This window comes from Actinoplanes sp. NPDC051537 (genome assembly GCF_055586105.1).
Window position 1 is genome coordinate 1 of record NZ_JBVJIU010000002.1, and the last position, 18,712, is coordinate 18,712.

An 18,712-nucleotide genomic window follows, 5' to 3' on the forward strand; every position below is an offset into this window, starting at 1 on the left:
ACCCGCACCCTACGGTCCGCGGATTGGCGACCTGTCCTACGCCTTCATCCAGCGCAAGAGGAGCGGCAAGCGCCCACACCCCCCCGCCGGCTGCCGGCGACGCCCGCGGGCGTCGCCGGCAGCTTTGTCAGTGGCTGGTCCCCTTCGCCCACGCCTCGACGACCTCGACCGCCTGGTTGGGATTGAGCCGCGGGTCGCAGAGCGAGGTGTAGTGGCGCGCCAGCTCGTCCTCGCCGACGGTGCCGCCGACGCATTCCGTCACGTCGGCCGCCGCGACCTCCAGGTGGAGACCGGCGGCGTACCGGCCGTTCTCCTCGAGGATGTCCCGGGCCAGCAGCGCCTCGGCGACGATGTCGGCGAGGTGGCGGGTCTTCAGGCCGCCCGGCGACTTCACCGTGTTCCCGTGCATCGGATCGCACAGCCAGATCACCGGGTGGCCGGCGTTCGCCACCCGGCGCACCAGCGGCGGCAGCGCCTCCCGCACCCGGTCCCGGCCCATCCGCGGGATCAGGACGAGCCGGCCGGGCTCGCGGTCCGGGTCGAGCGCCTCGCACACCTTCACGATGTCGTCCGGGTCGGCCGTGGGCCCGACCTTGCAGCCCACCGGGTTGGCCACGGCCGCGAGCAGCGCGACGTGCGCCTCCCCCGGCCGGCGGGTCCGCTCGCCCACCCAGGGCAGGTGGGTGGAGCTCAGGTACCGCTCGCCGGTTTCCGGGTCGCGGCGGATCAGCCGGGACTCGTAGTCGACGACCAGGGCCTCGTGGCTCGACCAGGGCCCGGCCGCGCCGTCGCGGCGCCGGGCCGCCCGCATCACCCGCTGCACCCGGTCGGCGGCCTCGTAGGCCCACACCATGCGCCGCGGGTCGGCCCGGCGCGTGTCCGGCGTGGCGAGGTCCGAATTGATCAGGTGGCCGCGGAACGACGGGATGCTGATCGCGTCCAGCAGCTCGGTCGGCTGCGAGCGGGGCTTGGCGAACTGGCCGGCCATCCGGCCGATCCGGAGGACGTCGCGGCCGGCCAGCTCGCCGAGGCGGCCGCCCAGCCAATCCAGTACCCCCAGCTTCTCGGTCGTGTGCCGGGGCGTGCATTCGTAGAAGCTCTCGGCGCAGTCGCCGAGCTGGAGCACGAGTGAGCCGGTCGTGGTCAGTCCGGCCAGGGACGCGCGCAGCTGCCCGATCTCCGCGGCCGTCACCAGCGGCGGGGCCGAGGCGAGCGCGGCGCAGGCGTCGGGATGGGCCGGGTGGTCCTGCCAGTCGGGTTGCTGGACCGCCGGCATGCCGTCCCACGGCTCGTCGAGGGCGAGCGTGGGGCTGTGGTGCAGCATCTGTCCTCCAGTCGAGAGATCTCAGCTAGGCGCCCCGGACGCGCTCGATGACGGCGTCCATGTCGGATCCGGCCCGGTTGCCGCGCCAGGCGACGTGGTGGTCGGGCCGGACGAGCACGAGGTCGCGTTCCCAGACCTCGCGGGCGCCGGGGTCGGTCACCGGCACGTGCCGGACCGGCACGCCGGCGGATGCGGCCGCCGCCAGCAGCGGCGCGGCCCGCCCGTCGCCGGCGAAGTCGATCAGCGTGAAGGACCGGCCGAGACGATCGAGGATCGGCTCGCCGCCGGTGAGGTGGACGCTCGGCGCCCGGCCGCCGGGCCAGGTCGTCGGGGTGTACCGGTCGGGGCTCCACGGTGGCTCGGGCCCGTCCGGGCAGACGACGGGCGAGTCCCGGTAGCGGTAGCCCAGCTCGATGCCGCGGTACTCGTTCTCCCCGCGGGCGGCGGTGAGGAACGCGGCCACGCCCGCGGGCGGGGTGCCCCCGCGCAGGAGCTCGCCCGCCCTCAGGTGCACGGCGAGGTGCCGATGTGACGTCTGCATGGTGGTCCGGCCGACCGGGCGGCGCTCGGCCTCGTAGCTGTCCAGCAGGGCGGGGCCGCCGAAGCCGCGGAGCAGGGCGACGACCTTCCAGGCGGCGTCCATCGCGTCGCCGATGCCGGTGTTCATCCCGTACGCGCCGGTGGGGAACATGCGGTGGGCCGAGTCGCCGGCGAGCAGCACCCGCCCGGCCCGGTAGCGGTCGGCGAGCAGGAAGCCCGGCCGCCAGCGGGAGGTCAGCAGCACCTTGTCGATCTTGAGGTCGGCGCGCATGGTGTCCAGCAGGTACGCCGCCGGGTCGGCCGGCAGGGAGTCGAACTCGTTCGCGTCGATGCCGTTGACGTGCGCGGTCCAGGTGTCCACCTCGTCCTGCGCGATGATCACGTAGCGGAACGCGAAGTAGTGCCAGAAGCGGCCGTGCCGGTGCAGCGTGCCGAGATCGCGGCTCTTGAAGTGGACCATGAAGGCGCCGGGCAGCCCGGGGACGTCGAAGCCGTCCGCGCCGATGCCGACCGTCTCGCGCACCCGGCTCGACGCGCCGTCGCACCCGATCAGGTAGCGGACGCGCAGCCGGGTCTCCTCGCCGGTCAGCACGTCGGCGAGGCGGGCGGTGACCGCGTCGTCGTCCTGGGTCAGATCCTCGAACCGCAGGCCCTGCCTCAGGTCGATGAGCGGGTCGCGCCGGCAGGAGGCGCGCAGCACCGGCTCCAGGTCGACCTGGGATATCCGCTGCCCGGGCTCGGCCGGCTGGGTGCCGTCGTTGTGCTCGGCGATGCGCCGCCACTCCTCCGCCACCGACGGCAGCTCCCAGCGGGTGATCGGCTCGCCGGCGAGGCCGGTCGACCAGATGACGTCGGACCGGTGCCCGGGAGCGACCCCGGCGGCCCGGACCGCGCCGGCCAGGCCGAGCTGCCGGAGGAACTCCATGCTGCGGGCGTTGACGTAGTCCAGCTTGGGGTGGACGGAGGTCTCGAAGCCCTGGTCGGCCAGGACGCAGGGCACGCCCTGGCGGGCGAGCGCGAGGGCGGTGACCATGCCGACCGGGCCGGCGCCGACGACGAGAACGGGTACCGGATCCACGATGGGCCTCCCGACGGGGGTGTGGGGCGGCTCGGGCCGCCCCACACGGTTCACGGTTGATGGAGAGTCGTCAGCCGGAGGTCAGGCTCTCCCGGTCGCGCGGGAGCTCCGGCTCGGGCTCCGGCGGCAGGTCCCGGCCGGGTGGCAGGATCGCGCCGGTAAGGGCGCGCACCTGGGTCTCCGCGAAGCGGGCGTCGTTGCGCTCCTTGCTGCTGAGCGAGCCGAGGAAGCCGAACAGGAAGCCGAGCGGCACCCCGACCATGCCCGGCTCGAAGTCGACGATCTTGAAGTCGGCGTCCGGGAAGATGGCGGTCGGGTCGCCCGAGACGCCGTTGGAGAACACGACCATCAGCACGGTGACGACCAGTCCGCCGTAGACCGTCCAGAGCAGGCCGGCGGTGTTGAAGCGCCGCCAGAACAGCGAGTAGATGACCGACGGCAGGACGCACGCGCCGGCCAGGTCGATCGACGTCGGGATGAAGATGTGGGTGAGCTGCGTCAGCATCGCCATGCCCAGGACGAGCGAGACGATGCCGACCACCAGCACGGTGCGCCGGATGTCCTTCAGCTCGGCCGCCGCGTCGAGCTTCCGGCCGCGGGCGACGTTGATGTCCTTGACCACCGTCGTCACGGCGTTGAGCAGCAGCGTCGCGAAGATGACGCCGACCGACAGCAGGGCGATCCCGCCGAGCAGGCCGGACGCCCAGGAGCCGCCGAGGTCGTCGACGATCCGCGGCAGCGTGATGTCGCGGTGGGCGGAGATGACACCGATGCCCTTGCCGCCGAGGATCGCCACCGCGCCGAGGCCGACGACGATCATGCAGGCCCAGAACGCGACCGTGATGATCGAGGCCCAGCCGGCCGAGCGTCGCGCCTCGCGCCCGTTGGTGGCCACGAAGTAGCGGGTGAAGATGAACGGCATGGCGACCGCGCCGGCCGCGATGGACAGCGTCTTGGAGAGGTGGACCCAGGGGTCCTGGCTCGAGTGGTAGGTGGAGTTCTCGCCGAAGAGCCGCCCGACGCTCAGCAGCCCGTAGCCGCGCTTGTCCGGCGCCGCTTTGGCCTCGGCGTCGTTGAGCAGGTGGACCAGGTTCAGCTTGTACTTGGCCAGGATCACGATGGTCAGCACCACGATGAACGCGATCATCAGGCTGACCTTGAGGACCAGCATCCGGGTGACGCCGACCATGCCGCCGACGTACACCAGCGCGATCGCGATCAGCCCGACGACCGCCACCATGATCGCCACCAGCGGCTTGTTCACGGTGGACTGGGTGCTGAACATGCGGGTGGCCACGAAGCCGACCGAGGCCAACGCGATGATCATGAACATCGTGTAGATGAGCAGCGTAATCACGGCCGAGGCGATCCGGGCCGGCCGCTCGCGGGCCCGCAGCGAGAACAGGTCGGCCATGGTGTGGCCGCCGACGTTGCGCACCGGCGCCGCGTAGTAGAGCACCGCGGCGATGGTGGAGATGGTGAACGCGGTCAGCAGGAAGATGGCGTCCAGGCCGTTGAGGGCGACGTGGCCGACGATGATGATCACCGTCGAGTACATGACGCCGCCGGCGACCATCGCGAGCGCGTTCTGGCCGACGCCGACGCGCCGGCCGGCGAGCAGGAAGTCGTCCGGGTTGCGGATGCGGCGACGGGCCGTGAACACCAGGGCGGCCACGGCGACGGCGAGAATCAGCGCCGCCGCGGTGGCGATCCCGGGCGCGGCCCAGTCGTTGTCGACCGGTGGCGGCGGCGGTGCGGCGAGGATCCCGCTCATCGGCTCGCCCCTTCCAGCTCGGCTCGGATCTGCTCGCTGACCGGGTCGAGCCGGGTGCGGGCGAATCGCATGGTCACCGCGGCCGCCGTCACCACGAGGGCGAGCGACAGGACGATGAAGAGCAGCCCGACCGTGAACGGGCCGCCCAGGCCGGTGCGGAAGAAGCCCGGAGCGAAGGCAGCCAGCAGCACACCGAGCACCCACCACCCGTAGAAGGCGATGCTCGCCCACCGGACGAAGGCATTCGATCGGCGCCGCAAGGCCTGGAACTGGGCGCTGTCATACACGGCGGCATAGGGGTCGCCCATCACACCTCCTCGGTTCGAGACGTCGTGCTGACGACGTCGTGGCGTGGCGGTACAGCCGCAGTCTCGGGCGTCGCGCGTACCCCGGTCATGGCTTGTTCACGGGGTTTCCGCCACGCTCGCGCGAATTGGCGTGCCGCCGGTCGAACCCCGTGAACTCGTGATGTCACCGGCGGGAGGCGGCGCGGATGGTGGTCCCATGACGGCCGCGCTCGAGACCAGCTGGACGTACGACGACTTCACCGCGCGCGAGCTCGACCCGGCGCGCTGGCGGATCATGTCGATTGCGGGCGCCGACGGGCGGATCCACCAGTACCGGGACCGCAACGCCCGGGTGCGCACGGGCGACGGCCGGCTGGAGCTGACCGTCCACCCGTTCAGCCGCTTCCACGACACCGATCCCCGGCAGAACAACGCCAAGCAGATGTACCGCTCGACGCGCCGATTCGGCGTCCCGGCCGCGGGCCGGCTCACGTTCGAGGCCGAGATGGCGGTGCGCACCTACGGCCAGGTCCCGTACGACCTGCTCGACGCGTTCGGCACGGTCAACCTCTTCGACCTGGAGACCGGCGTGGTGCTCAACGCCGCCGCCACCAACGACACCCTCTACGCGGTGGTCGAGCGGCTGGTGCTGCCCGGCGTGAGCCGCCCGGACGAGCACTTCATCCACCGCGTGGTGCTGGACGTGCCGACCGAGCCCGGCCAGACGCACCGCTACGCCCTCGGCTACCGGGCCGAGACGGCCGAGGTGGAGTTCCGGGTGGACGGCCGGCGCGCGTACTGGACGCGGCTGCCGGTGCCGGTGACCGGCTTCACCGCCGGGATGGCGCTGTTCTCGGCCCGCGACCTGGCCCGCTTCCCGCGCGCGCAGCGCGAGCACGGGCAGGGCGCCACGGGCCGGTGGGGCCCGTGGCGGATCACCGCCGGGGTCAGATGAGGACCTCGCCCCCGTCGATGGCCAGGTTGACCCCGTTGATCGCCCGGTTCCGCAGCAGGAAGTCGATCGCCTCGGTGCAGTCCCGCGTCGTCACCGGCCGCCCGGTGAGCGCCCGGCTCGCCGCGGCCTCGCGCGCGGCCGGCTTGTCGCTCCAGAACGGCGTGTCGGCGACGATGCTCGGGTGCAGCGCGTTGACCCGGATCGGCGCCAGCTCGGTCGCCAGCGTCCGCACCATCGCGGTGACGCCGCCGTTGGCCGTGGTCACGGTGGTCGAGCCGGGGTAGGGCCGGTGGCTGGCCAGGCCGCCGAGCAGCACCACCGCGCCGTCGCCGGTCATCCGGGAGGCGAGGGCGCCCAGGACGGCGGTGTAGCCGACCAGCTTGACCGTCAGCAGCCGGACGGCGTCGCCGGGACGGTATTCGCGCACCGTGTTGTGGTCGCGGTCGAGTGCCGCGAGCACCAGGTGGTCGACGCGGTCCACATCGGCCAGCGCGGCCGCTATCCGGTCGGTCTCGGCCAGGTCGAGGACGAGCCCGCGGGTCCATCCGCCGATCTCGTCGGCGACGTCCTTGGTGCGCCCGGCCGACCGGCCGGTGATGATCACGTCGTCTCCTCGCTCGGCCCGGGAGCGGGCGAAGTCCCGCCCGATCCCCGACGTTCCCCCGATGACGACGACTTGCAGGCGATCGGACACGGTCAGAGCCCTTCCAGTTCGGCCAGGACGGCGGCGGTGGACAACGGCACGGCGCAGCGGCTCGCGGCGTAGCGCAGGGCCATCAGGTGGTCGTCGAGCGACAGGTCGGCCAGCGCGTCGGCCACCAGGAACGGCTGGATGTCGCGGCTGAAGGCGTCGGTCGCGGTGACCAGGCAACCCATGTGCGCGTACACGCCGCAGATCAGCAGCTGGTCCCGGCCGGCGCGACGCAGCCGCTCCTCGAGGTCGCTGCGGAAGAAGGCGCTGTAGCGCCATTTGGTCAGCACGGTGTCGCCGGGCTCGGGGGCGAGGTCGACGGCGATGCCCCGGTCGGCCTCGTCGCCGCTCATGCCGTCGCCCCAGAAGTCGCGCAGCAGGCCCCGGTCGCCGGTGCTCATGCCGCCCGGCTGGGCCGTGTACAGCACCGGCATCCCGGCCGCGCGGGCCGCCGCGAGCAGCTTCATGACGTTCGGGATCAGCTCGGCCAGCGGGGACTGCCCGGCCGGGAACGGGCGCAGGAAGTACCGCTGCATGTCGTGCACCAGCACGGCGGCCCGGCCGGCGCGCGGGCGCCAGGCCACCGCCGCGCCGGGCAGGTCGCCGTCGCCGGGCATGCGGTAGGGCGCGATCGGGGTCATGGCCATGGTCTCGCCTCCTCAGGGGTCAGACGTGCAGGGCGGCGCCGCCGTCGACGTACAGGTCGTGCATGGTGACGTGGCCGGCCTGGTCCGACACGAGATAGGCGACCGCCTCGGCCACGTCCCGCGGCCGGGCCAGCTTCCGCAGCGGGATGCCGACCTTGTACGCGGCCGGCGACCCGTCGATCAGGGCGCGCGGGTCGGCGTCCTCGCCGAGCATCGCGCGCAGCATCGGGGTGTCGGTCGAGCCGGGCGAGACGACGTTGCAGCGGATGCCGTAGCCCGACAGCTCGAGCCCGAGGCAGCGGGTGAACTGGGCGGACGCGGCCTTGGAGGCGGCGTAGGCGGCCATCTCGGTGCGCGGCACGCCGGCCGCGTTCGAGGCCACGGTCACGATCGCCCCGCGGCGGCGGGCGACCATCCGGCGGGCCACCGCGCGGGACACATGGAAGACCCCGCCGGCGTTGACCGCGAACGTGTCGCTCCACTGCCGGTCGGAGAGGTCGACGACCCGGCCGGTGTGCAGCACCCCGGCCGTGTTGACCAGGATGCCGATCGGGCCCAGCTCCTCCTCGACCCGGCCGACCAGCGCGTCCACCGCCGCGCTGTCGCACACGTCGACGGGATAGCCGCGCGCGGTCTCGCCCTCGGCCTCGAGCTTGGTGACGACGGTGGCGAGCGCCTCGGCGTTGCGGTCCACGGCCGCGATCCGCGCGCCGGCGCCCGCCAGCACCCCCGCCACGGCGGCGCCGATGCCCTGCCCGGCCCCGGTGACCAGGGCGACGGCCGACTCTATTCCGGTCAGTTCCATTCATGCGCTCCCGCTGATCGTGGTGGCCTGCTCGGCGTCGTACCCGAAGAGCCAGTCGTGCCGGTCCAGGCCGGAGGTGGCCCGGGCGGCGGCGTCGCGGTGACGCTGCGCGTCGCCGTCGGCGAGGTGGAAGGTGGTGGCATTGGCGCGGGATCCGTTCTGGATCCGGGTGGTACGCGGCAGGCGGAGTCGCTCGTAGCGGAGCAGCGCCGCCTCGACGCCGCCCGGGCCCGCCGCGGCCAGGCAGCCGGCGAGCACGAAAGCGTCCTCGATCGCCTGGTTCGCGCCCTGCGCCTGGAACGGCAGCATGGGATGCGCGGCGTCGCCGATGACCACCACCCGGCCCGCGCTGAGCCGGTCGATGCCGTCCCGGTCGTGCAGCGCCCACCGGCCGACCGTGTCCGCCGCCGCGATCAGCCGGGTGACGTCCGGATGCCAGTCCGCGTAGGCCGCGGCGAGGGCGGCCACGTCGCCGCGGGCCGACCAGGACTCCTCGCCCCACTCGGGCTCGGCGACGGTCGCGCCGAAGCTCACCCATCGGCCGGCCGCGACCGGGTAGCACACGCAGTGCCGGCCCGGCCCGAGCCAGAGCTGCACGCGCGGCTCCGCGAGCAGGTAGCGCACCCGCTCGGCCGGAACGAGGCCGCGGTAGATGGTCTGCCCGGAGTAGCGCGGCTTGTCGGTGACGATCTGCTCGCGGGCGATCGAGTGGATGCCGTCGGCCCCGACGACCAGGTCCGCGGTCACCGTCGTCCCGTCGGCCAGGTGCAGCCGCGCCTCGTCGCCGTCCTGGGTGACGGCCGTCAGCCGCGCGCCGAGGCGCACCCGGCCCGGCAGCGACATCGCCAGCAGGGCGCTGTGCAGGTCGGCGCGGTGCACGGCGAAGTACGGCGCGCCGAACCGGTCGCGGCACAGCTCGCCTAGCGGGGTGCGGTCCAGCAGCCGCCCGTCGTCCCAGCGGCGCATCTCGATCGCCCGCGGCGTGACCGCCACGGCGCTCAGCCGATCGCGCAGGCCGAGCCGGTGCAGGAGCCGGGTGGCGTTGGGCGCGAGCTGGACCCCGGCGCCGACCTCGGTCAGCCGCTCGGCCTGCTCGTAGACGTGACAGTCGATCCCGGACCGGTTCAGGGCGGCGGCAAGGGTGAGGCCGGCGATCCCGGCGCCGGCCACGGCCACTCTCATCAGGTGGTCGCCTCTCAGTAGTAGAGGAGCGCTTTGCCCCAGTCCTCGCCGGGCCCGAACAGGCTGCGCGGCTTCACCACGTCCGGCATGCTGGTCAGCGCCTCGTGCGGGATGAGCGATCCGGGCGGCAGGCCGGTCACCTCGCCGCCGATCCCGAAGGCGTCCCGCACCGCCGCCGTCAGCTCGGCCTCGGCGGCGGCCCGGTGCTCGGCGGCCACCTCGATCTCGATGCGCAGCGCCGCCGGCTCGGCCTTCGCCCGCCAGAACATCACCCCGTAGGACTCGGGCAGCGAGAAGACGACCTCCTCGAGGCGGTGCTGGGTGACCGTCGCGGCGCCCACCCGGTAGCCGAACGCCGCCCGCCCGAGCACGCGGACGGTGGGCAGCTCCCAGCCGCACGCGCAGTCGTCGTACGACACCGAGACGTCGTCCTCGAGGTTGTAGCGCAGCAGCGGCATCGCCTCGCGGTACAGCGGCGTCACCACGAGCTGCCCATCGCCCTCGGCGCGGACGTCGCCGGTCGCCGGGTCGTACACCTCGAACAGCGCCCGGTCGGCCCACAGGTGCATCCGCCCCTGCGGACACTCGCCGGCCAGGCTGCCGGTCTCGGTCGAGCCGTACTCCTCGATCACCGGAACGTTCCAGAGCCGGCCGATCCGGCGGCGGCGGGCGTCGGTGAGCGGCTCGCCGCCGACGAAGAGGGCGCGCAGGGCGGGAAAGTCGGCGCCGGGCCGGTGCCCGGCCGCGGCCGCGGCGGCCGCCCAGATGAGGCATTCGGTGGGTACCGACCAGGTGAGCGTGACGTCCAGGTCGTGCAGGACACGGACCACCCGGGCGTACGGCATGGCCAGCGACCGGTTGTCGCCCGGCACCACGGTCGCGCCGTGCAGCCGTCCCGCGGCGTGCGCCAGGTGGCCGGTGAGCAGCAACGCGTACGGCGTGCGTACCAGGAAGACATCGTCGGCCGACATGCCGATCCACTTGCGGGCGAAGCGCTCGGCCAGGTCGACCCAGTCCTCGGCGGTGTAGTAGGACGGCGTCGGCCGGCCCGCCGTCCCGCTCGACTCGTGGTAGGTGACCAGCCGCTTCTTGTCGACGGCCAGCATGCCGAACGGATAGTTGTCGCGCAGGTCCTGTTTGGTCGTCAGGGGCAGCCCGGCGAGGTCCTCGGCGGTGACCGGCAGCGCGGCCCCGCCCAGCCGGCCGCGGTAGAACGGCGAGCGGGCGGCCCAGCCGACGGTCTGCGCCAGCTGCTTCTCCTGAAGGCGCCGCAGGTCTTCCGGCCCATGCCACTGGCCGAGCCGGGGCAGGCTCGAGTGCGGGTCGTTCACGGCCTCTCCTCTCCTAGCAGTCGATGCCCGTTGTCCCAGGCGACCCGCCGCCATCGCTCCGGCGGCAGGTCGAGCGCGCGGAACTTGGCCAGCTCCACGGACGGGTGCTGAAGCGGATACTCCGAGCCGAAGACGACCCGGTCCGGGCCGAGGCGGTCGAGCGCCGCCCCGGCCACGCAGCTGTAGCCGCCCGAGGTCTCGAGCACGATGGTGGGCACGTCGCGGATCAGGCTCAGCGCGTACAGGTCGATGTTGCCGATGCCGCTGTGCCCGAGGACGAAGCTCACGTGCGGGAACTTGCCGGCCAGGCCGCAGAGGTCGGCGACGCCGGCGCCCGGCCGGTCGAGGCAGACGACGTAGACCGCGTGGCCGGTCTCCCCCGCCACCTCGACGAGGCCGGCCACCCGCGGATCGTCGAGGCCGACGCCATGGACGGCGGGCGAGATCTCCAGGCCGCGGAATTCGTGGGCCCGGCGCCGGTACTCGGAAGGCGGCCGGTGCGGGTTGGCGAACCAGAACGGCACGAGACGGTCGCCGGTGCCCGCGCAGGCGTCGAGCACGGCGTCGTTGTCGGCGTCGGTCTCGACGTGCCCGCCCTCGATCAGCTGGCGGGACAGGCGGTCCAGGTCGATCGTGCCGCCCGCGCAGACCACCGCCCGGGTCAGCCCGCACGCGTCCATCATGGACAGCAGCCGCTCCCGGGCGCCGGGCCTCGGCGCCAGGCGCACGTGGAAGTCCAGGACCGGGACGGTCATCACTTCTCGATGCAGAACTCGTCGATCGGGTAGCCGACGTGCCGCTGCTCGACCGGCAGGCAGCCGAGCACCTTGGTGCCCTCGGTCAGCTCCGTGACGTTGAGGACCGTGCCGCCGGGGCCGAGCACCCGCACGTGCCAGTCGTCCTGGACGATGAGGTTGACCTTTACGCCGGAGGGCGCCACCGCGTCGATCGCGAGCAGCGGGCGTGTCTCGATCTTGACCCGGCCCACGGTGACCACCCGCGACCGGCCCTGCGAGTCGACGGCGAGAACCCGGCCGCCCGAGGTCAGCTCGCTCAGGTAGTTGGTGCGGCCGCCGGCCGACAGCGTGTACGAGTGCAGCGCGCCGGCGTTGACCCGGAACGGCCGGGTCGGCATGTAGGGCAGCGGATGGGTCTCGCTGCAGCACAGAATCATGCCGGTGGAGTGCGAGCCGACCAGGATGCCCTCGTCGAGCCGGAAGTTCGTGCAGGTGTCCACGCAGGCCCGCTCGCCCATGCCGACGCGCCGGATCCCGGTGACCTCGAGCTCGACCAGCGACAGGTCGGCGGCCGTGCTCAGCGCCGCCGTCCGGAGCTCGGTCGCCTCGCCCGGGATCCGCGGCGCCAGCATCACCCCGTCGGACCCGTGCTCGAGGACGCCGAAGACGATCTGCGCCTCCTCGACGTCGGCCACCTGGGTGATGATGCTGCCGTCGGCGGCGGCCGCGGCGGCCAGCACGATCTCCAGCGGGATCTTGGTGGGGTCCCGGAAGTACAGCAGGCTCCAGCGGTCGAGGCGGGCCGCGCGGCAGGCGTCCTCGAGGCTGCCGGCGTCGGTGATCTCCACGTACCGGCCGAACTCGACGTTCGGGTACTGCTCGGCCAGCACGGCCGGCTCGCCGTGCCGCTCCGGTTCGACGATGACCAGGTCGGCGAGCTCGACCTTCTCCGGCAGCGGCAGGCCCCGCGGGAACAGCACCTTCTTGACGGTCGGCGGCAGCGGCTCGAGGTCGGCCGGGTCGGCCGCCACGATCGCGTCCACCCTCTGGTGCAGGGCCTCTTCGACGATGGCCTCCTTGGCCTCGCCGAGGTCACGGATGTCCAGCCAGCAGAGCTTCACAGGGGTCTCCTTGAGGACGGTCGATGGGTCAGGACGTGAAGGCGAGCCGCTCGCCCACGGAGTACTGGTTCGGGAGCGGACGCGACTCGTGCACCCGCTGGGCGAGGGTGGCCGCCATCCAGCCCGGCCGGTCGGCCTGGAAGACGTTGCGGCCCATGGCGACCCCGGCCGCCCCACCGCTCAGCGCGTCCGAGACGTAGGCCAGGACGGTCTCGGTGTCGGCCGCGCGCGGACCGCCGGCGACGATGAGCGGGATCGGGCACGCCTGGACCACGTCGGCCATCAGCCCCGGCGTACCGGGATAGTCGGTCTTGACGATGTCCGCGCCGAGGTCGGCGGCGAGCGTCGCGGCGTGCGCGATCAGCTCCGGGGCGCGCGGGTCGGCGATCTTCGGGCCGCGGGCGTAGATCATGGCCAGCAGCGGGACGTTCCAGCGCTCGCACTCCCCCGCCACCGCCGCCAGGTCGGCGATCTGCCCGGCCTCCTGCGGCGAGCCCAGGTTGACGTGCACGCTGACCGCGTCGGCGCCCAGGCGCAGCGCCTCCTCGGCGTGGCCGACCAGGTACTTGGCGTTCGGGTCGGGCGCGTGCCGGGTGCTCGCGCTCAGGTGCACGATCAGCGACATGTCGCCGAACCAGTCGTGGTCGACGTGGCGGAGCGTGCCCTTGTGCAGGACCACGGCGTCGACCCCGGTACCGGCGATCTCCCCGAGCAGGGCGTTGAGACCGGCGCCGCGCAGCGGCCCGTCGGTGACGGAGTGGTCGAGCGGGACGACCAGCAGGCGCCCGTCGTCCTGCCCGAACAGCCGGCGCAGGCGCAGCTGACGGGCGAACGGTGCATTCAGTACGGCCACGTTGTCCTGCCTCTCTCAAGCGCGGCCGGCGATGACGGCCGTGGTCCCGGCCGGCTCGTGCCGGTCGAGCTGGAACTCGCGGTGCAGGGTCTCGACGGCATCGACGACGCGCTCGCGCGGCACGATCACCGACAGCCGCATCTGGGACGTGGAGATCCAGCTCGTCGGGATGCCGGCCGCGGCCAGGGCCGCCATCAGCCGGGCCGTGTACTCGGGACGGCTGAGCAGCCCGATCCCGACCACGGAGACCTTGCCGACGTTCTCGTCCAGATGCACGCCACCGCCGAAGGCCGTCGTCAGCTCGTGCAGCGCGTCCCGCACCGGGCCGGCCTGGCTGCGGCGGATCGTGAAGCCCATCCGGAACTCGCTCTCGTACGGCCCGGACCGCGCCACCAGATCGACCACCGTCCCGTGCGCGGCCAGCACCGCGAACACCTCCGGCGCCAGGTCGCGGCTCGCGTCGCGGCAGTGCACGAGCACCCGGGCCACGTCGGTGTCGTGGGTGACCGCGACGACGGCCCGCCGGGTCTCCAGCGGCCGGTCGTCCGGGTCGTTCGTGACGATCGTTCCCGGCGCCTCCGTTGACGCGTTGCGCACGCACACGTCGACCCCCTCCATGACGGCCAGTTCGATGCAGCGGGTGTGCAGGATCCGGGCGCCGGCGAAGGCCATCTCCGCCATGACACCGGGCGGGATGCGCGGCAGGCGGCGGGCCGCGGGAAGGATCCGGGGATCGGCCGTGAAGACGCCGTCCACATCGGTGTATATCTCGCAGGACGAGGCCCGCAGCCGGGCCGCCAGCGCGACCGCGGTCGTGTCGGAGCCGCCGCGGCCGAGCGTGGTGACGTCGCCGGCGCGGTCGATCCCCTGGAAGCCGGTGACCACCGCGACCGAGCCGCCGTCCAGCGCGGCCTGCACGCGGGCCGCCCCGATCCGGGAGATGAGCGCGTCGCCGTGCCGGTCGGTGGTCTCGATGCCGGCCTGGTGCCCGGTCAGCGAGATGGCCGGAATCCCCAGATTGGCCAGGGCCAGGGCCATCACCGCCGCCGACTCGAACTCCCCCACCGCCAGCAGCTGGTCGAGCTCGCGGGAGGGCGCCGACGCGCCGACGTCGGCGGCCAGGCGCAGCAGATCGTCGGTCCGGCTGCCCCGGGCCGAGACCACCACGGCCACGGCCGAGCCCCGCTGCCGGGCCGCCGCGACGCGCACCGCCGCCCGGCGTACGCCGTCAAGGGTTTGCAAAGAGGTTCCGCCGTATTTCTGAACCAGCACATCCACGGTCGTTTTCGCCGCCCTCGTCGAACTGGTATTGCCGTCGACAGTAGGTGGCCACGCGGCTACCGGGCCACTACTCACGCGAGTAGTGGCCCGGCCGTTGGGCCGTTCACGCCAAAGGCGCCGGGCGCGTTACCGGAAATACGGGATGGTGCTTTCACGTCATGCGCGGCGCCAATTTCTCACCGCACTATCGGCAGGGTGAGCCGATCGGAGAAGAGGAGCGATATGGACGGGACCGAGACCGGCCTGGCCGGGCTCGGGGCGGACGGGCAAGCGTTCGCCCTGCTGTACCGGCCCGGCACGGACCCGAACCACGTGGAGATCCTGACCGGCGACCTGGTCGGCGCCGACCGCCTGGCCGACCTGCCGCTGCCCGGCGCGCCGGGGCCCGGCGAGGGCCACGACCTGCTCGTGGCCGTCCCCTACCGGCAGGTCGCCGAGCGCGGGTTCGCCTGCCACGACGACGGGGCGCCCCTGGTCGCGCTGCGCGTGCGCGACCAGGCCCGGCTCGGCCGCGACCAGGTGCTGGCCGGCCTTCCGACGCAGCGGGCACGGGTCTCCGACGCCGGGTTCGACCTGAGCGACGAGGACTACGCCACGATCGTCAAGCGGGTGCTGGCCGACGAGATCGGGCAGGGCGCCGGGTCCAACTTCGTCATCCGCCGCACCTTCACCGCGCGGCTGGACGGCTATTCCGCGCGGACCGCGCTGGCGATCTTCCGCCGGCTGCTGGCCGGCGAGGCCGGTTCGTACTGGACCTTCCTCGTCCACACCGGCGGTGAGACGTTCATCGGCGCATCGCCCGAGCGGCACGTCAGCATGATCGGCGGAACCGTCTCGATGAACCCGATCAGCGGCACCTACCGGCATCCGGAGAACGGCCCCGACATTTCCGGGATCCTGCGGTTCCTGAACGACCCGAAAGAGGCCAATGAGCTTTATATGGTGGTCGACGAGGAACTGAAAATGATGGCGCGAATGTGCGCGGACGGCGGACGCGTGCACGGGCCATTTCTCAAGGAAATGGCGCGGCTCACCCACTCCGAGTACATCCTCACCGGCCGCAGCGACCGGGACGTGCGCGACGTCCTGCGCGAGACCCTGCTGGCGCCGACCGTCACCGGAAGCCCGCTCGAGAACGCGTTCCGGGTCATCACCCGCCACGAGGCCACCGGCCGCGGCTACTACGGCGGCGTCCTCGCCCTCATCGGTCACGACGCGACCGGCGGCCGCACCCTCGACTCGGCGATCATGATCAGGACCGCCGAGATCGACGTCGCCGGCCGGCTGCGCCTCGGGGTCGGCGCGACCCTGGTCCGCGACTCCCACCCGGAGTCCGAGGTGGCCGAGACCGAGGCCAAGGCCGCGGGCGTGCTGGCCGCGCTCGGCCTGACGCCGGGCGGCGCCCGCGCCCGCCGTGCCGCCCTCGCGGCGCGACCCTCGCCCACCGCCGACCCGCGGGTCCGCCGCGCGCTCAACGACCGCAACGCCACGCTGTCGCGGTTCTGGCTCGACGGGACCGCGCGCACCGGCCCGGACCCGGCGCTGGACGGGCGGCGGGTGCTGGTCGTCGACAACGAGGACCTCTTCATGGGCATGCTCGGCCACCAGCTGGACGCGCTCGGCCTGCACACCACGATCCGGCGGTTCGACCAGCCGCTCGAGCCGGACGGCTACGACCTCGTCGTCGTCGGTCCCGGACCGGGCGACCCCGGCGACCCGGCCGACCCCCGCATGCGCCGGCTGCGCGCGCTCACCCGGGACCTGCTCGCCGGACCGGTCCCGTTCCTGTCCATCTGCCTCGGCCACCAGGTGCTGGCCGCGCGGCTCGGCCTGAGCCTGGTCCGGCGGGCGGTGCCCAACCAGGGCGTGCAGAAGCGGATCAACCTCTTCGGGCGGCCGGAGCTGGTCGGCTTCTACAACACCTACACCGCCCGCTCGGACCGGGACGCCCTCGGTCCGGTCGAGATCAGCCGGAGCCCGATCACGGGCGAGGTGTACGCCCTGCGCGGTCCCGGCTTCCGGTCGGTGCAGTTCCACCTCGAGTCGATCCTCACCCAGCACGGGCCGCGGATCCTCGCCGACCTGCTGACCTCGCTGCTGGAGGAGCGGGCCGCCACCGGTGGGGCGGAGCGGGCCGCCACCGGCGGGGAGGAGCGGGCCGCTACCGGCGGGGCGGCGCGTCGTCCGGGTGCGGGCTCACCAATCCCGTCTGGAAGGCGATGACCACCAGCTGCGCGCGGTCCCGGGCGCCGAGCTTGCCCATCGCGTGGCTGACGTGGGTGCGGGCGGTGGCCGGGCTGAGATACAGCTCGGCGCCGATCTCGTCGTTGCTCAGCCCCTGGCCGACCAGGGCCAGCACCTCCCGCTCGCGCTGGGTCAGCACCGTCAGCCGGTCCTCGCCGGCCTTGGTGACCGTGCGGGCCGCGGTGTACTCGGCGATGAGCCGGCGGGTGATCCGGGGCGCCAGCAGCGCCTCGCCGGCGGCCACGACCCGGATCGCGTGCAGCAGCTCGGCCGGTCCGGCGTCCTTGAGCAGGAAGCCGGACGCGCCGGCGCGCAGGGCCTCGAAGACGTACGCGTCGGTCTCGTAGGTAGTCACGATCAGCACCCGGACCTTCTCCAGCCCGGCCGTCCGCGCGATCTCCCCGGTGGCCTGGATCCCGTCGAGCTTGGGCATCCGGATGTCCATGAGCACGACATCCGGCCGGCTCGCGCGCACCAGCTCGACGGCCTCGATCCCGGTGGTGGCCTCGCCGACCACCTCGATGTCGTCCTCCATGTCGAGCAGCAGGCGGAACCCCGAGCGCACCAGTCCCTCGTCGTCGGCGAGGAGCACCCGGATCGGCGCGTTCTCCACCCTCACCGATGCACCGCCTCGGCCGGCGCCAGCGGCAGCCGGGCCTTGACCTCGAAGCCGCCGCCGGGCAGCGGGGTGGCGGCCAGATCGCCGCCGAGCAGCAGGCAGCGCTCGCGCATGCCGAGAATGCCGCGGCCGGGCGCGGCCGGCACCACGGCATGCGCCGCGGCCAGGCCGGCGAGCTCGTCCCGGCGGGCCTCGTTGGTCACCCGGACCTCGAGCGAGTCGATGCCGTAGTTCAGCGCCACCGTCACCCGGGTCCGGCCGACGTGCCGGATCACGTTGGTGATCGATTCCTGGAGGATCCGGTAGGCCGCGCTGCTCACGGCGCTCGGCGGCGGCGAGGGCGGCGGCGACACCTCGAGCTTGACGTCCAACCCGGCGTCGCGGGCCTTGCTGGTCAGCTCGTCGATCTCCTCGAGGCCGGGGTTCGGCGCCCGCTCGTCGTCGGGGTCGCGCAGCACCATGAGGATCGCCCGCAGCTCACGCAGCGCCTGCGAGCTCATCTGCTCGATCGTCTTGAGCGCCTCGCGGGCCCGCTCGGGCCGCTTGTCGAGCACGTGCGCGGTGACGCCGGCCTGCACGTTGATGATGGCGATCGCGTGGGCGACGGTGTCGTGCACCTCGCGGGCGATCCGCAGCCGCTCGGCGTCGGCGCGGGCTCGCGCCTCCTCCTCGCGGGTGCGCTCGGCCAGCTCGGCGCGCTCGACCGCCTCGGCCGCGATCACCCGCCGGGAGCGGACCGACTCGCCGAGGGCGGCGCTCATGATGCTGGCCCCGATGCGGAAGAACACCCAGCCGATCGCGGCGCGGGGCTGGAGGTCGGTGGCGGCGCTGAGCCAGCACACGGCGAGGGCGGCGATGCCGAGGCCGGCGATCCAGAGCGAGCGCTTCCCATCCCCGTACGCGGTGAGGGTGTAGAGCGCGACGAACAGTCCCAGCCAGCCCGGCCCGTCGGGGAAGTCCAGGGTGTAGTAGATCGCGCTGGCGACCGCGGTCGTGGCGAACACGGCGACCGGCCACCGGCGGCGCACGGCCAGGACGGCGCCGCTCACGATCAGCAGCACGAAGCCCAGATGCCCGAGGTCGGACAGCGGGCGCATGACCGTGTCGGGCTCGGCGGACACCCGGCGGAGCGACCCCTGCACCTGCATCACCGTGATGAACGCGGCGATGATCAGATCCTGGGCCGGCGCGGGCAGGCGGAGCGGCAGGGTTCGTTCCGGCATATCGCCATCGTAGAGAGCCG

17 protein-coding genes are annotated in these 18,712 nt (G+C 73.2%); 2 read left to right on the top strand and 15 right to left on the bottom strand.

The window, feature by feature from the left end; translation table 11 throughout:
* Nucleotides 1-127 precede the first annotated feature (127 nt).
* The 4 genes from ACZ6TB_RS03925 to ACZ6TB_RS03940 all read right to left on the bottom strand — a co-directional run bounded on the left by ACZ6TB_RS03925 (nt 128) and on the right by ACZ6TB_RS03940 (nt 5,024).
* Entirely contained in the window at nt 128-1,324 is a 1,197-nt protein-coding gene (locus ACZ6TB_RS03925; RefSeq protein ID WP_465550310.1) for a 3-deoxy-7-phosphoheptulonate synthase, read from the bottom strand.
* A gap of 25 nt (nt 1,325-1,349) precedes the next feature.
* Nucleotides 1,350-2,942: an FAD-dependent monooxygenase gene (locus ACZ6TB_RS03930; RefSeq protein ID WP_465550312.1), complete on the bottom strand. Its 1,593-nt coding sequence runs from the start codon at nt 2,940-2,942 to the stop codon at nt 1,350-1,352.
* Between the two features lie 70 nt (nt 2,943-3,012).
* Nucleotides 3,013-4,716: a solute symporter family protein gene (locus tag ACZ6TB_RS03935; protein WP_465550314.1), complete on the bottom strand. Its 1,704-nt coding sequence runs from the start codon at nt 4,714-4,716 to the stop codon at nt 3,013-3,015.
* Nucleotides 4,713-5,024, bottom strand: coding sequence for a DUF485 domain-containing protein (locus ACZ6TB_RS03940; protein ID WP_465550316.1), 312 nt, complete (start codon nt 5,022-5,024; stop codon nt 4,713-4,715). Before ACZ6TB_RS03940 ends, ACZ6TB_RS03935 begins: the two co-directional genes overlap by 4 nt.
* A gap of 196 nt (nt 5,025-5,220) precedes the next feature.
* Here ACZ6TB_RS03940 and ACZ6TB_RS03945 point away from each other — a divergent pair, with 196 nt between their 5' ends.
* On the top strand, nt 5,221-5,958 hold the full coding sequence (locus tag ACZ6TB_RS03945; RefSeq protein WP_465550318.1) for a DUF6081 family protein: 738 nt from the start codon (nt 5,221-5,223) through the stop codon (nt 5,956-5,958).
* On the opposite strand, the gene ACZ6TB_RS03950 is transcribed toward ACZ6TB_RS03945, so the two are convergent.
* The 9 genes from ACZ6TB_RS03950 to ACZ6TB_RS03990 are packed head-to-tail and all read right to left on the bottom strand — an operon-like array spanning nt 5,951 to nt 14,681.
* Nucleotides 5,951-6,652, bottom strand: coding sequence for an SDR family NAD(P)-dependent oxidoreductase (locus ACZ6TB_RS03950; protein ID WP_465550320.1), 702 nt, complete (start codon nt 6,650-6,652; stop codon nt 5,951-5,953). The genes ACZ6TB_RS03945 and ACZ6TB_RS03950 overlap by 8 nt on opposite strands.
* Before the next feature lie 2 nt (nt 6,653-6,654).
* Nucleotides 6,655-7,296, bottom strand: a complete 642-nt coding sequence (locus tag ACZ6TB_RS03955) for an isochorismatase family protein (RefSeq protein ID WP_465550322.1) — start codon at nt 7,294-7,296, stop codon at nt 6,655-6,657.
* A gap of 19 nt (nt 7,297-7,315) precedes the next feature.
* Nucleotides 7,316-8,101 carry a 2,3-dihydro-2,3-dihydroxybenzoate dehydrogenase gene (locus ACZ6TB_RS03960; protein ID WP_465550324.1) on the bottom strand — a complete coding sequence of 262 codons (786 nt, stop codon included), beginning with the start codon at nt 8,099-8,101 and terminating at the stop codon, nt 7,316-7,318.
* The gene (locus ACZ6TB_RS03965) at nt 8,102-9,283 is read right to left on the bottom strand and encodes an FAD-dependent monooxygenase (protein ID WP_465550326.1); all 1,182 of its coding nucleotides are present in this window, start codon (nt 9,281-9,283) and stop codon (nt 8,102-8,104) included.
* A gap of 14 nt (nt 9,284-9,297) precedes the next feature.
* Nucleotides 9,298-10,614 carry a phenylacetate--CoA ligase family protein gene (locus tag ACZ6TB_RS03970; protein ID WP_465550328.1) on the bottom strand — a complete coding sequence of 439 codons (1,317 nt, stop codon included), beginning with the start codon at nt 10,612-10,614 and terminating at the stop codon, nt 9,298-9,300.
* Nucleotides 10,611-11,369 carry an amidohydrolase family protein gene (locus ACZ6TB_RS03975; protein ID WP_465550330.1) on the bottom strand — a complete coding sequence of 253 codons (759 nt, stop codon included), beginning with the start codon at nt 11,367-11,369 and terminating at the stop codon, nt 10,611-10,613. The genes ACZ6TB_RS03970 and ACZ6TB_RS03975 overlap by 4 nt, the downstream gene beginning before the upstream one ends.
* On the bottom strand, nt 11,369-12,472 hold the full coding sequence (locus ACZ6TB_RS03980; RefSeq protein WP_465550332.1) for a 3-dehydroquinate synthase II family protein: 1,104 nt from the start codon (nt 12,470-12,472) through the stop codon (nt 11,369-11,371). The genes ACZ6TB_RS03975 and ACZ6TB_RS03980 overlap by 1 nt, the downstream gene beginning before the upstream one ends.
* A gap of 28 nt (nt 12,473-12,500) precedes the next feature.
* On the bottom strand, nt 12,501-13,325 hold the full coding sequence (locus ACZ6TB_RS03985; RefSeq protein WP_465550334.1) for a 2-amino-3,7-dideoxy-D-threo-hept-6-ulosonate synthase: 825 nt from the start codon (nt 13,323-13,325) through the stop codon (nt 12,501-12,503).
* A 15-nt stretch (nt 13,326-13,340) separates the two neighbouring features.
* Nucleotides 13,341-14,681 (bottom strand): aspartate kinase, encoded by a 1,341-nt coding sequence (locus ACZ6TB_RS03990; RefSeq protein WP_465550336.1) that lies wholly within the window; start codon nt 14,679-14,681, stop codon nt 13,341-13,343.
* Between the two features lie 147 nt (nt 14,682-14,828).
* Here ACZ6TB_RS03990 and ACZ6TB_RS03995 point away from each other — a divergent pair, with 147 nt between their 5' ends.
* Nucleotides 14,829-16,829 carry an anthranilate synthase family protein gene (locus ACZ6TB_RS03995; protein ID WP_465550338.1) on the top strand — a complete coding sequence of 667 codons (2,001 nt, stop codon included), beginning with the start codon at nt 14,829-14,831 and terminating at the stop codon, nt 16,827-16,829.
* On the opposite strand, the gene ACZ6TB_RS04000 is transcribed toward ACZ6TB_RS03995, so the two are convergent.
* A complete protein-coding gene (locus ACZ6TB_RS04000) occupies nt 16,768-17,469 on the bottom strand; it encodes a response regulator (protein ID WP_465550340.1) in 702 nt (233 codons plus the stop codon). The genes ACZ6TB_RS03995 and ACZ6TB_RS04000 overlap by 62 nt on opposite strands.
* Entirely contained in the window at nt 17,466-18,692 is a 1,227-nt protein-coding gene (locus ACZ6TB_RS04005) for a sensor histidine kinase (protein WP_465550342.1), read from the bottom strand. Before ACZ6TB_RS04005 ends, ACZ6TB_RS04000 begins: the two co-directional genes overlap by 4 nt.
* Nucleotides 18,693-18,712 lie beyond the last annotated feature (20 nt).